The 13698-nt window shown below is 42.3% G+C and carries 9 protein-coding genes; 2 read left to right on the top strand and 7 right to left on the bottom strand.

Annotated elements, in window-relative coordinates; all coding sequences use genetic code 11:
- Positions 1-8 precede the first annotated feature (8 nt).
- The 5 genes from truA to CXF86_RS22580 form a co-directional block, all read right to left on the bottom strand.
- Positions 9-794: a tRNA pseudouridine(38-40) synthase TruA gene (gene truA, locus CXF86_RS06380; protein WP_101091499.1), complete on the bottom strand. Its 786-nt coding sequence runs from the start codon at positions 792-794 to the stop codon at positions 9-11.
- A gap of 165 nt (positions 795-959) precedes the next feature.
- Positions 960-3782: a FimV/HubP family polar landmark protein gene (locus CXF86_RS06375; RefSeq protein WP_102038621.1), complete on the bottom strand. Its 2823-nt coding sequence runs from the start codon at positions 3780-3782 to the stop codon at positions 960-962.
- 176 nt (positions 3783-3958) lie between these two features.
- Positions 3959-4975, bottom strand: a complete 1017-nt coding sequence (locus CXF86_RS06370) for an aspartate-semialdehyde dehydrogenase (RefSeq protein WP_101091497.1) — start codon at positions 4973-4975, stop codon at positions 3959-3961.
- A gap of 2 nt (positions 4976-4977) precedes the next feature.
- Positions 4978-6108, bottom strand: coding sequence for a 4-phosphoerythronate dehydrogenase (locus CXF86_RS06365; protein ID WP_102038620.1), 1131 nt, complete (start codon positions 6106-6108; stop codon positions 4978-4980).
- 556 nt (positions 6109-6664) lie between these two features.
- Positions 6665-6838, bottom strand: a complete 174-nt coding sequence (locus tag CXF86_RS22580) for a DUF6435 family protein (protein WP_145991624.1) — start codon at positions 6836-6838, stop codon at positions 6665-6667.
- A gap of 850 nt (positions 6839-7688) precedes the next feature.
- Between CXF86_RS22580 and CXF86_RS06360 the strand changes: the two genes are divergently transcribed.
- Complete coding sequence (locus CXF86_RS06360; RefSeq protein ID WP_101091495.1) at positions 7689-8861, top strand: NAD/NADP octopine/nopaline dehydrogenase family protein; 1173 nt, start codon at positions 7689-7691, stop codon at positions 8859-8861.
- 473 nt (positions 8862-9334) lie between these two features.
- On the opposite strand, the gene fabB is transcribed toward CXF86_RS06360, so the two are convergent.
- Positions 9335-10546, bottom strand: a complete 1212-nt coding sequence (gene fabB, locus CXF86_RS06355; RefSeq protein WP_101091494.1) for a beta-ketoacyl-ACP synthase I — start codon at positions 10544-10546, stop codon at positions 9335-9337.
- Positions 10547-10777: 231 nt separating this feature from the next.
- Here fabB and mnmC point away from each other — a divergent pair, with 231 nt between their 5' ends.
- Positions 10778-12658 carry an FAD-dependent 5-carboxymethylaminomethyl-2-thiouridine(34) oxidoreductase MnmC1 gene (gene mnmC / locus CXF86_RS06350; protein WP_102038619.1) on the top strand — a complete coding sequence of 627 codons (1881 nt, stop codon included), beginning with the start codon at positions 10778-10780 and terminating at the stop codon, positions 12656-12658.
- A gap of 326 nt (positions 12659-12984) precedes the next feature.
- On the opposite strand, the gene CXF86_RS06345 is transcribed toward mnmC, so the two are convergent.
- Positions 12985-13698: a pirin family protein gene (locus tag CXF86_RS06345; protein ID WP_101091492.1), complete on the bottom strand. Its 714-nt coding sequence runs from the start codon at positions 13696-13698 to the stop codon at positions 12985-12987.

Raw genomic sequence — 13698 nt, 5'->3', positions numbered from 1 at the left:
TCACAGCGTTAGTCCAACATAAATAGCGGGCCTAGGGCCAACTTAGGCAATTCGAATTGGTCCGGATAAGTCACATCAACCAGATACAAACCATTAGGTTTTGCTGTGGCTGCTGCTTTGGATCTGTCTTTCAATGCGAGCAAGGTATTAACCCATTCAGCTTGCTGCTTACCTTTACCAATCTCAAGTAAGGTGCCAACAATATTACGTACCATGTGATGTAAGAAGGCATTGGCTTTGATATCAACACAGATATACATACCTTGGCGAGTCACATTCACTTCATGTACTTTGCGAAATGGTGTTTTTGACTGGCATTGAAGTGCTCTAAAACTAGTAAAGTCATGTTCACCGACAAATAGCTGCGCCGCTTGGTGCATCTTGTTCTCATCAATTTCGCCACGGTAATGGCTAACGCCACTTCTTAAAATGCCCGGACGTAATTGGTGGTTATAAATCATATAGCGGTAGCGTCTTGCGGTCGCCGAAAAACGAGCATGAAACTCGTCGTCCACGACTTTTACCCAACGCACTGCGACATTATCAGGTAAATTAACATTTACCCCTAATGTCCAAGCTGTATCTTTGCGGATAGCATTCGTTTCAAAATGCACCACTTGGCCAGTTGCATGCACGCCAGTATCCGTTCTTCCCGCACATTGGACCGTAATAGGTTCATTCGCAACAATAGAGAGCGCTTTCTCTAACTGGGCTTGCACAGAGTCGACATCGAGTTGGCGTTGCCACCCGAAATACTGACTACCATCATACTCTATACCTAACGCAACCCGCATCACACACCTCTTAACTCGGTTCAACTATGTTTGAACGACAACGTCAAAAAGATTAATCGACAGTATCGCTAAACGAAATCATTTAATAGGCGGCGATTCTAGCATAACAGTGCCAAACGATAAGCATAAAAAAGGCGCCTTAAGCGCCGTTTTTAACTGATTATTTTACACTAACTCTTTTATCAATCCTGCCGCTTCTTCTTGCTGCCTTTCATTGCCATCGAGTTCAACCTCTTTAAGCAAAGCATGAGCGCTGTCATTATCATCGATTTCAATATAAGCACGCGCTAAGTCGAGTTTGGCATTGATTGAGTTTTCCGCATCATCAACGTCAACCATCGAGATATTGCCCATAAACGTATCAAGCTCGCCCATGTCGACGTCTAACTCTTTATAAAGATCCGTTTCTACACTATCTTCGTCTGCTTCATTGAGTAATCTATCGATATCAATAAAGCCGTTATCTTTTTGGAAAGACGTTAAGTCATGCTCTGGAATATGACTCGCGGAAACACTTCCTTCATTAGCATCAAGTGCGGCCAATGCTTGATCAACGGTTAGCTTGCTATCATCTTCGATGATAAACGAGTTAATGTCCTCTTCGTCTTCACCTTCGACAGCTGATGCCCCTGTTGCAGCAAGTGCACTGAGTAATTCATCATCGGTTAGTGTCGAATTGGTTAACTCAGCGGATGCTGCATCCCAATCAAGTGCTGCAGGTTCAGCTTTTTTAGTGCCTTTAAGATCATCAAAGAAACCACTGTCTTTTTCAACTTTTACGCTTGGCTCTATCGGTGTAGAAGTAAACTCAAGCATGTTGTCTGCAGCTTCTGGCTGTTCATCTACATCTATCTTGAGATCAATGCTTGAGTCGACATCAGTTTCAACATTGTTTTTGAATTCAGCAAGTTCAGTCCCATCTAGCGCAGAGGTATCAAAATCCAAGCTGAAATCAACATCGGCAGCCTCCGTCATTACACTCTTGGTCTCTTCGCTGCTATGTAACTCACTAAGAACATTATCTGCAGATGTTGCTGACAAATTAAACTCTGCCAATAAGCTATCAAGTTCACCCTCTTCAACGGGTTGCTCTGGCACTTCTGTCGCTAACTCTGCAGCAATATCATCAACTAATGCTTTTGACTCTTGCGGGAGTTGAATTGCATGTTCATCAACCGGAGCGTCTAAATCGGCGAGTAACGCATCCAGTTCATTATCTAAGTCCGCTTCATTCACGCTTATATCATCAACACCAAGATCAAGCTCGGCGGCAATTTCTAAAGGCAGCTCAAGCTCAGCAGCAATTTCGTCAGACAATGCATCAATATCGCTATCATTGGCCAATGTATCTTGCTCATCAGCTGTGATATCAAACTCTGCAAGCAGTGAGTCTAAATCATCGTTAGGAGTAACGTCTTCCTTTATCGCTGGGCTGTTGGCCGCCAGAAGCAAGTCTAGTTCATCAAGTTCAGGCTCGCGGTTAAGCGCTTCATTGGTACTATCTTCATCAAATCCCGCTAACAGTGCATCGAGAGCGTCTTCATCAGCGATTGATTCACTTTTAGTCTCTTCATCAAAGCCCGCTAGTAATACATCGAGATCGTCTTCATCAGCGATTGGTTCACTTTTAGTGTCTTCATCAAAGCCCGCTAGTAATACGTCGAGATCGTCTTCATCAGCGATTGGTTCACTTTTAGTGTCTTCATCAAAGCCCGCTAGCAATGCATCGAGATCGTCTTCTTTTGCGATTTCAACCGTTTTTGGTTCTTCGTCAAAACCCGCTAACAAGGCATCAAGGTCATCTTCGTTTTCTGCCGAGGGTTGCTCTAGTGAATCAAGGGCTTCAACTTCGCCATCTTGCTCACCCATCGCCTCCGCCCACAAATCATCTAACGACTGCCCTTCATCTGCTGCCTCTTCAACCACAAATTCAGCTGAGTCGTTCAACTTTGGCTGTTCAATCTCATCCATTGAGTCAACTGAATTTTCAGCCTGCTCAGAATCTAAATGTATTGCTAAACTATCATCGGTATCAGACGCTTCATCGCTCGCAGCACTCTCAGTCAATACATCAGCGTCACTGGTTTCTGGATTAGCTTCCAAGGGGGTGTCACTGTCATTACGGCGACGGATAAACATCCAGAAAATCCCGAGCATAAGAAGCGCTGGAACCACTGCACCGAAGATCAGCAACAAGGGGTTATCCATCAAAGAGCGCCAAAGTGTTGATGTTGGTTGCTCTTTTTCTTGACTCAGTAAATCAATCTTTTCTTGCTTAGCAATAACGTCACTCTTAAGCGCGTCATTTTCTAAATTTTTATCTTGCAACGCCTGCTTTAGCAGTGCGTTTTCTGCTTTCAACTCTGAGATCTTTTCCTGAAAGGATTCAGTATCAGTTGAGCTGATGGTAATTTCATCTGTAGCCCGAGCCAATTCATCTGTCAGTGCTAAATTAAGTGCTTCTGCTTGCTCAAGTTTATCACTGAGCGATTTAATTTCAGTGGGTGTTTTAATTGCTTTGATGACAGGTTTGACGGCCGGGGTAACCCGTTGCTTAACTATGCTCTCGGTGGGTTTCTCTTTCGTTTGCGCCGTTGACGACCAACCACGATCGTTATATTCAGCACGTTTTTTAGCATCTGTTGTTGATACCTGCTGCATGACGTCTTTTGACGGCACCAGTAAGATCATTCCGCGTTCTAAGCTATTATAATTCTTTCCGCTAAAGGCGTGAGGGTTAGCATCGAATAGTGCCGACATCACTTGATAAACCGTTACGCTATTATCCGGTTTTACAGCCTGCGCGATACTCCAAAAGGTATCAGATGATGTAGTAGGACCATATTGTCGCTTGACCGACTGAACTTGGCCTTCAGGGCCGGTGATCTTTAATGATTCTGCGACTGCAAAATTAATCGAAGGGCCAACAGTTAAGACAGTTAAAACGACGGCAAAAATGCCAACAAGATGTGAAGTGCGAAAATTCATCAATCCTTCCCTTTGAAGCGTAGGAGCCACTGTTTAGTGACAAGCTTTAGGCAATTGTATTTATTGAGATTACTATAAACTAGATTAAGTTGCCCTGCTACTGTTCACAACTCTAAAACATAAAAAGCCCGCATAGTGCGGGCTTTTTAAACAATTATGTTCAATGCAGGATCAGATTAATAATAATCTCTGATAAGCACTTCTGCAATTTGTACGCTGTTTAAGGCAGCGCCTTTACGAATATTATCAGAGACAACCCAAAGGTTTATGCCATTGTCGTGAGAAATATCTTTTCTGACTCGACCAACATAAACAGGATCTGAGCCCGCACCATCGGTGACTGCAGTCGGATAATCTTCATCAGACTCAAACAGTTCAACGCCAGGAGCACCGCGCAACACTTCTTTAACCTCTTCAGCATCGACAGGTTGTAGTGTTTCAAGATGGATAGCTTCTGAGTGACCGTAAAATACTGGTACACGCACTGCTGTTGGGTTCACTACGATATTTTCATCACCGAAGATCTTTTGCGTTTCCCACACCATTTTCATCTCTTCTTTGGTGTAGCCATTGTCCATAAACTTATCAATTTGCGGCAATACGTTAAACGCAATTTGTTTTGAATAGGTTTTCGGTTCAACAGGCAGACCTTGCAGTAACTTAGAACACTGCGTCGCTAGCTCTTCTACTGACTTCTTACCTGAACCTGATACAGACTGATATGTCGCGACATTAATACGCGAGATCCCGAAAGCATCATGGATCGGTTTAAGTGCAACCAACATTTGAATCGTTGAACAGTTAGGATTCGCAATAATATTGCGATTTCTAAAGTCGGCAATCGCTTCTGGGTTAACTTCAGGGATAACAAGTGGCACATCAATGTCATATCTAAAGTGCGATGTGTTATCGATAACAACACAGCCTTGCTCTGCAGCAATTGGCGCCCACTTTTCAGACACATCACCACCCGCGGAGAAGAAACCGATCTGAGCTTTCGACCAATCAAAGGTATCCACGTCCAAAATTTCGACCTGTTTACCATGGAAGCTGACCGTATTACCGGCGCTGCGACTGCTGGCTAGAGGGTACAACTTTGCAACCGGAAAATTACGCTCTTCGAGGATCTCAATGATAACTTGACCCACTGCGCCCGATGCACCTAATACGACAACATTATATTCCTGCGACATAATTACAGCCCGACTCCTGAAAACCCTAAATTGGATAACCAATTTACATTAGTTTGTCCCATATTGCTTACCTTTAATGCGCTAAATTCACGTCTATGCTTGTGATTTTTTCTCATATGATCAAACCCCAGGTTATTAAGAAAGTTTTTTCTGAATAACTCATCATCATCGCGCAAATCATATACAAATCTCGCCAGCTGTAATAACGCTCTTTCGGTAGCGATTTCAGTCACTGTCACTTGTTCACTCCACAATGCGGGTAACAAGGCGTCCATCTTATTTTCACCCTTAATGTTTAGTACCTTAGCCACCTGCTGATACAGCATGTAAGTCCCACGCGCTTTACCCTCTAATGAGTAACCGGCAATGTGCGGGGTGCAAAATTCGATATAAGGCACCAGCTCGGGCATTGGATGAGGTTCACCTTCCCACACATCAAGTACAACTTTTATGTCATCTCGTTGCTGTTTAAACTTAAGTAACGCACGATTATCAATCACCTCACCGCGACAGCAGTTAAGCAGCCAAGTGTTTTCACGCAAACGATTTAAACGAGCCTCATCGAATAGATACCATGTTTTATGTTCACCCGTTTTAGTAATCGGCGTATGCAAACTAATCACATCGCATTTATCAATGAGGAAGTTTAAAGAAACAAAACTGCGAGGGTCGCCTTTTGCTTCGAGTACAGGATCACAAAGCAATACTTCAATCCCATAAGCTTCTAGACACTTGGCAACGGCAGTACCGGTATTCCCTGCGCCAACAATCCCTACCACTTTACCTTTTAAAGGACTTTTAAAGCGCTGGGCAAGTTCTAACATGGCTATAAAAGCAAACTCACCAACGGCAGTCGCATTGCAGCCAGGCGCATTGGAGAATGGAATATTACGGCTGGCAAGGTAGTCTAAATCAATATGGTCAGTGCCAATTGTTGCGCTACCGACAAACTTAAGTTGGTTATTCCCTGCGAGTAATGCTTGATTCACCTGAGTAACCGAACGCACCAACAATATATCCACGTTATTAACTTGCTCTGCAGTTAACTCTCGGCCATTAACGGTTTCTATGGTGCCTAAATGGCCAAATAGCTGTTGAACATAAGGCATGTTTTCATCGGCAAGGATCTTCATAATGGTTCCTAAAACGTGTGCTGAATCCGTAAGGAGTGCATTCTAGCAAGATGGTTGCAACTTGAATATCGAGCCGAAGGTATTTTCAGACATGTTTTACCAAAACCCTTAATTGACTGGTTTAGCTTATTCCCGATAGCCTTTCTCAGCTCAGTTACGTTACGTTACGCTCAGAAGGTTGACACAGAAAATCATAAGCATTACCAACACCCGAGAAAGTGACAACAAACACAGAAGGTTTGGTTTAGCCACGTTAAAAGGTTATTAATATCGTCATTATTCAAGCTAAATATTAGGAGAGCTGCCGAACGGCTAAAAGGAGTCAACAGCACTGATAAAAATGCTATTTTTCTGAGTCACACAGTAACGGCTCAACATCTGTAGTAATACAGTTACGCTGTCTATCTCTTTAACCTCGCTAAAGGGTAAAAATAGCAAAGCCGAAGGGGTAGCTCCGAACTTTCTATCTTAACGTTATACCGAAATAGAGAAGATGGCGAAATGAAATAGGTCATATCAGCATATGGTAATCTACAGTTTACTCATTGTTTACTCGCTATTTTTCTCTTTCTATTAGTGATATTTGTTTATCTATTTGGTCTGCTTCATAACTCAGTTGAGAATAACTTTTTATGTCTCCATTTCTTTGAGCATGCATAGCTTGTTCAAGTTTTATAGAGAGAAGTTTATTCAATTTTTTTGTTGGATTTGATTTAAATATAGAAAACATTTACGAGTCTCAATCAGGTCTGTTAGTTCCCTATACGGCTAAATACCACTATTCGATTACTTTTCTTGCGAATTAACTCCCAACGAGCCGATTACGCTAGGAAATAAGGCGCGACTTGTTCCGAGTTTCGCTTGTTGACTAATCAACTGATTGATTGGTTGGTTGACTGGTTGATTGGTTGATTGGTTGATTGGTTGATTGGTTCAATATACCTTAGCCACCTCAGATATCGCTTGCACAGTCTGAAGCTTTGGTGAAACATTCGCTATATGAGATCAAATTTGGATAGCACGGTAAAATATGCTGTGAACCTGTATTTCTTGGGATTTAACTTGTTATACATTCTTACACCTTAATTACAAACCCCCTCACAAGTGGCAACATAAGATTAAAAAGTTAGATTTGATACTTGCCATATTCCTTTACAACATTTAAACCTACAAAAACATCCTCCGCCGACTTATCTTGCTAACATAACTCAAAAAACAGACAACTATCCTGACAGGGTGGCGCTCATATAAGCTATAATATCCCCCGTAAAATCAACAACTCAATAGTTAAAATTCGTTGGTTAGCTTGATGACCATACTAATTAGTATCATAGAAGATTGATACATCCATGTTTCCACAGCTCCATGTTTCCACGGCTCCATGTTTCCACATCTCCATGTTTCCACATCTCCATGTTTCCACATCTCCATGTTTCCACATCTCCATGTTTCCACATCTCCATGTTTCCACAGCTCCATGTTTCCACATCTCCATGCTTTCATATTTCCAAGGGCTTATATTTTCAAGAGGCTTAAATTTAATAACATCTTGAATAAAAACATAAAGACAAAGGAATAAAATGAAAATCACCATAGTTGGAGCAGGCAATGCAGGTTCTGCTTGTGCGTTTATGGCTGCTGAGGCAGGACATAAAGTAACACTACTGAAAACTTCGAATCGTATTACTCATGATGATCATTTTGAAGCAATGGTCAAAAACAAGGGCATATACTGTATCGATAACACCAAAAATGGCCATTTTACCGATAGCGCTGATGATGCCGAAAAAACTTTTCAACCACTGGAATTGATTACTCGAGATCCCAAAGAAGCGATTAACGGAGCTGATGTTGTAATGGTTTTTATTCAAACCACATACCATCCAGCTTTAGCAGAAAGAATCGCAAAGTATTTTCAGGATGATCAGCTTGTTATCTTAATACCTGGATACGCTGGTAGTATCTTTTATAAAAAATATTGCACCAATAACCCTATCTTTGCCGAAGGAGAATCGACTCCTAACGATGCAAGAATTGTTGCACCTGGCACAGTGAAAGTCTTGTTCAAAAATGCTAGAAACTCACTATCGTTTTTCCCCGCCACAAGAACAGCTGAAGGCATGACCATAGCATCGCGCTTATTCCCGGCCTACGACATTGAAATGAACAGCGTTCGAAAGCATATATTTGAATCAGCACTGCATAATCCCAATATCATTGTTCACACAATAGGCTTGTATGTGATGTATCCAATGCTTGAGTATTGTGCAAAACATCATCCTGATGAAGTCCCCTATATGTACCGGGATGCGCTTTCAACTGAAATGGCATGGTTGATGATTGACAAATTAGACGCTGAAAAAATGGCGGTGTTAACAGCCTTGGGCTGTGAACCTATCCCCTATCTAAAAGCCTGTTTATTTAGGAATGAAGAAGATCTTAACCAAAATCCTAAAGCCGTTTTTGAAAGTTATAAAATTTCATCGCCTCCTGGACCGTATAGTTTCGATAACCGCTACGTAACTGAAGATGTGCCTATGGGGCTAGTTTTGTTATCATCATTAGGTGACAAATTAGGGATTAATATGCCTGAATGTAACCGTTTGATTGAGATGTGTGGCGGGATTTTAACAAGAGACTTTTTTGCAGAAGGCAGAACATTAGCATCACTCGGGCTTGATGAACTATCAAAAGAGGATCTGTTAAACTTTGTCATTGGAGATGTGCTGCCAACCAAAAAACTCATCGCGTAATGACCAAGAGTGAAGTGTCACCCACATAGATTGTATCTTCGCTCAGTGCCACTCATCCAAAGCATACTTTGGATGAGTGGCAGGTTTCAAGAAGGCTGCCGTAAATGAGTCAGCACCGCATGTCATAAGCAGTTTACAGCGCACTAAGATTAACCATCTTGCTGGGTGCTAAATTTCGAGCCTCTTCATATGAGCAATTCAATATCAACAACAGCGTAATGGTAGATTATTGAGGACGTCAGTCAAGTATTCATCTCATATGCACTGTTGGCTCATTGCTCGCATCGTTGATGCATTAGACACTATACTGGCCGTTAGTCTTACTCGGTTTATGGATAGACGACGAGGACAACGTGTTAGCAAGTCCAATGAGATTGGACATCGCAATAATAAACGACTGCTTGTTGAGTTTCATAAAAGTCGGATACAAAAAAAGGAAGCCTAAGCTTCCTTTTTAGATGACAACCTTTGGCTTACTTATACTTTCGCATAACCAAAGTTGCGTTTGTGCCACCAAAACCAAAGCTGTTACTCATCACAGTGTTCAGCTCAGCTTCACGGTATTCAGTCACTACTGGCATACCAGCTGCTTTTTCGTCTAGGGTATCGATATTGATGCTTGGTGCAATAAAGCCTTCTTCCATCATGATCATACTGTAGATAGCCTCATGAGCACCCGCAGCACCGAGTGCATGACCAGTCAAAGACTTAGTTGATGCAATTGGAGGTAAATCTTCACCAAATGTTTCACGTAATGCTTCAAGCTCACGCATATCACCAACAGGCGTTGAAGTGCCGTGTGTGTTGATATAATCGATTGGGGTATCAACATCAGCTAAAGCCATCTGCATACAACGTACAGCGCCCTCACCTGATGGAGCAACCATGTCATAACCATCTGATGATGCGCCATAACCAACAATTTCTGCGTATATTTTTGCACCACGTGCAAGCGCGTGTTCTAGCTCTTCAACGACAACGATTCCGCCGCCACCAGAGATAACAAAACCATCGCGGTCTGCGTCATATGTGCGTGACGCTTTCTCAGGTGTATCATTGTACTTAGTTGACAATGCACCCATCGCGTCGAAGCCCATTGTCAGCGTCCAATCGACCTCTTCTGAGCCACCAGCAAACACCATGTCTTGCTTACCCATTTGGATAAGCTCAGCCGCATGGCCAATACAATGTGCGCTAGTTGCACAAGCAGAACTAATTGAATAGTTCATGCCTTTAATTTTAAATGGTGTTGCAAGACAAGCACTTGCTGTGCTCGACATGATGCGCGGCACAATATACGGCCCAACGCGCTTCACACCTTTTTCTCGCAAAATATCAGCTGCTTGTACTTGGTTGGCTGAAGATGCTCCACCCGTACCCGCAATAATACCGACCCGAGGATCTGAATATTGTTCTTCAGTTAGACCCGCATCTTTAATCGCTTCTGCCATTGCAATATAAGCGTATGCCGCAGCATTGCCCATAAAACGAAGTGCTTTACGATCAATGTGCTCTTTAGGATCTAACTTGATATCGCCCCAAACATGGCTGCGCAGCTTCATTTCTTCAAACTGATCGGAGTGAGTAATACCACTACGACCCGCTTTCAATGATTCAGTGACTTCTTGCTTGTTATTACCGATGCTTGAGACAACGCCAAGTCCGGTGATCACGACTCTTTTCATTATTAATGATCCATTCTATACAGGTAGTACCCATTTTGCTGAGCCAATGGTAGCGCTTTTATTCCATTTAAGTGGTCAGCTTTCCATAAAGAACACAAAAATAATGCCTAATATGGGATATTGAGTAAAATCCTTGCCTAAATTGTAGGATTAAAATGTACAATTTAACCCAAGTTCAGCAAATCCTACCCTGTTTTTATGAGGGTTTAATTTAACATTAAAGACGTAATCATGACAGTGAGTAAAATTATTCAGTCTATCTTAGCCATTAAAAACACTAAAGACGCCGTCATAGCCATACTCGGATTGGACTCAGTAAGCACAATAACGGATCTCATTGAGTATCAATCTGCATCAAAATCCAGGTTAACAGTTAAAATATTTTGCGCTATTGATGAGCATATTGAGCAACTATTTTCATCGCAAGCATGTAGAGATCTGTTGCAGACTCGTCCCGAAACTCAGCTTGTGGCTATCGAAGGTTGTCAGCGTGTCAAATTAAACCAAGGTGCCCTAATCATTGATTTTCATCTTGGTCATTATGAACAGCAATTACGTCAGATCTCCGTTAGCAGCACACATTTAATAGCGCATTGGATTTGCGCCGCCGCAATCAATTTACACAGCATTGAAGAGACCCTCTTCTGGCAAATGGCCAAACACAGTAACGATAGCTGCGATTGCTTAATCTCAGATAAGTTACCGGTCGATATTCAACAAGAACTATACAAACTGAGTCAATTGGTCGGTTTTAACGGTTTAAATTCAAGCAACACCGATAATGTGCCTCTGATGGAGCGTCAAGCACTTAGAGCACAACAATTAAGTCAACAAGCCCCCTATCCTATTCATGCAGTCAATAGCGCTGATGAAATAGCTGTCATTGGCGGCGGCATTGCTTGCGCAAGCTTAGTGTTGTCGCTCGCTGAGCGTAAACAAAAAACCGCAGTATTTTGTGAAGACAGTGATTTAGCCCAAGCTGCATCAGGCAACAGACAAGGGGCTATTTATCCACTACTCACGCCTGATAACAATACCTTAAGTCAGTATTTTCAACAGGCCTATCTTTTTAGCTTGCATCGATTAACTTCACTCTCCAATCAAAATCATGCAATCGACTTTGATCTTTGTGGTGTGTTGCACACAGGTCATGATGAGCGTAGCAGAAAACGGGTGCTGAAAATTGTTAACGGTCACCATTGGTGCGTTAATATTGCACACGCCGTTACTGCACAGCAATCGAGTGAGCTAGCTGGTATAGACATTGACGAAACTGGAATATTCTATCCATTAGGCGGTTGGGTTGCGCCGCAAGACCTCTGCAGAGCATCACTTGAACAAGCAAGCCGATTATCGGATGTATCAATCCATTTAAACACCCAAATAACAGCACTTGAAAAAAGTGATGCTGGCTGGTTTTTAGTCAGTAATAAACAACGTTTAGGCCCATACAAAACAGTGGTGGTAGCCAACGGTAAGTCACTCACTCGGTTTGAACAGACTAAGCATCTACAAGTTACCGGGTTTAGAGGTCAAGTCAGCCATGCGCCAACGAGAGCAAAATTGTCTAAACTAAGCACGGTTTTGTGTGCTAATGGCTATATGACCCCGATGAATGACGCCCTACATTGTTTAGGCGCCAGTTATATCAAAGATGCTGCCAATTTGGATTATAGTCCGCAAGAGCAAGTTGATAACTTACACAAGATCCAACAGAGTTATTTAAATAAGGACTGGAATCGTGATATCGATATATCCAAGCACAGCGCCCGAGTCGGCGTGCGGATGGTAACTCGCGATCACGCACCGATGATGGGGCCCGTTCCCGATCTAGAGACCATTATGGCGCTCTACGATAAACATCAGCTCACACCAGAAAGTAGAAAATTTTGGCAAAGTAATGCCGCCCCCGTTCATAACGGACTCTATTTATTAGGCGGATTGGGCTCTAGAGGATTAAGTTCAGGTCTTTTAGCGGCTGAAGCGCTAGCCGCTCAAATTTGTGGAGAAGTGATGCCAATAAGCACTGACTTCATCGCACTGTTAAACCCAAACAGAATGTGGATGCGTAAACTGTTGAAGGGGAAATCCGTAGAGAGCGGCTCAGAATAAATGAGCCTATCTGCGATCCGAGTTTAACATTTGAAAAAATGTTTATGTTGGGAAGAAAGACAGTCTTCCCTAAACAATCTAGACTTCATCAACAACCATAAGCTAAGTCATAAAGTACCAGACATTTCTAGACAAAAACGAGTTGTATTTTAGCTTCAAGGTTTAACGTTCGTATGACCTTGAGTATAACGCCTCTCGATTCTGATTAGGTACGATGACAGGGCTACAACAAGCGATGAGTAATTCAAATCTTGCTGCGAAAGGTAAGCAAGTTGAATAAAATTTGCTGAGAACTGAATGGATCGCTCTCACCTCTCGGAATCAGCTTAATGAGCAGGAGAATCGATCAAAATGAACTCACTGTCCTCTAGTACCTCAATCGTGATTAGCTTTTGCTCCGTAACCTCTGCTCCGTCGCCTTTATGCATCACTATAGACGTTTGGTTATCGCTCACTTTAATTTTCCCGGATGATGCTAACACATACATTTGATGATCAATATTTTGAATATATTGAACACCTTTTTTCAGTTTCCCTCCATAAATTCGGGCAAGTTGGTTTATGTATAATGCTTCGTTTTTATCTTCAGGGTAGCCCGAGACTATTAGTGGTAGCTCGTTATTATCACCGTCCTTAGAATAGAGGTTACTTTCCCATCGAGGTTCTACATTATGTTTATTAGGCTCAATCCAAATCTGGTAAAAAGTCAGTGGCTCTTTGCTTAAGTTATATTCAGAATGACTGATGCCAGTCCCAGCACTCATCACCTGAACTTCACCTACAGGTGTTAGCCCCTTATTACCTTTACTATCTTTATGTGTGATGGCGCCACTGCGAATAAAGCTAATAATTTCCATATTACGGTGTGCATGTGTTGGGAAGCCTGTGTTTGGTTTAACCCAATCATCATTAATCACTCTCAGCGTACCAAACCCCATACGCGCAGGATTGTAATAATCTGCAAAACTAAAGTGGTGGCTAGAGGTTAACCAACCATGACTCGCTTTACCTAGTTCATCAAAAGGGTAATGTTTGATCAT

The organism is Shewanella sp. GutCb (assembly GCF_002836135.1).
Lineage (GTDB): Bacteria > Pseudomonadota > Gammaproteobacteria > Enterobacterales > Shewanellaceae > Shewanella.
Note: the sequence above shows the minus strand (reverse complement) of the source record. Positions and strands in the feature narration are given on the sequence as shown.

Coding starts and splice junctions, on each gene's coding strand:
- CXF86_RS06345 (WP_101091492.1), bottom strand. CDS start 13,698: ATGATCAAACATTACCCTTTTGATGAACTAGGTAAAGCGAGTCATGGT.
- mnmC (WP_102038619.1), top strand. CDS start 10,778: ATGACAGTGAGTAAAATTATTCAGTCTATCTTAGCCATTAAAAACACT.
- fabB (WP_101091494.1), bottom strand. CDS start 10,546: ATGAAAAGAGTCGTGATCACCGGACTTGGCGTTGTCTCAAGCATCGGT.
- CXF86_RS06375 (WP_102038621.1), bottom strand. CDS start 3,782: ATGAATTTTCGCACTTCACATCTTGTTGGCATTTTTGCCGTCGTTTTA.
- CXF86_RS22580 (WP_145991624.1), bottom strand. CDS start 6,838: ATGTTTTCTATATTTAAATCAAATCCAACAAAAAAATTGAATAAACTT.
- CXF86_RS06360 (WP_101091495.1), top strand. CDS start 7,689: ATGAAAATCACCATAGTTGGAGCAGGCAATGCAGGTTCTGCTTGTGCG.
- CXF86_RS06370 (WP_101091497.1), bottom strand. CDS start 4,975: ATGTCGCAGGAATATAATGTTGTCGTATTAGGTGCATCGGGCGCAGTG.
- CXF86_RS06365 (WP_102038620.1), bottom strand. CDS start 6,108: ATGAAGATCCTTGCCGATGAAAACATGCCTTATGTTCAACAGCTATTT.
- truA (WP_101091499.1), bottom strand. CDS start 794: ATGCGGGTTGCGTTAGGTATAGAGTATGATGGTAGTCAGTATTTCGGG.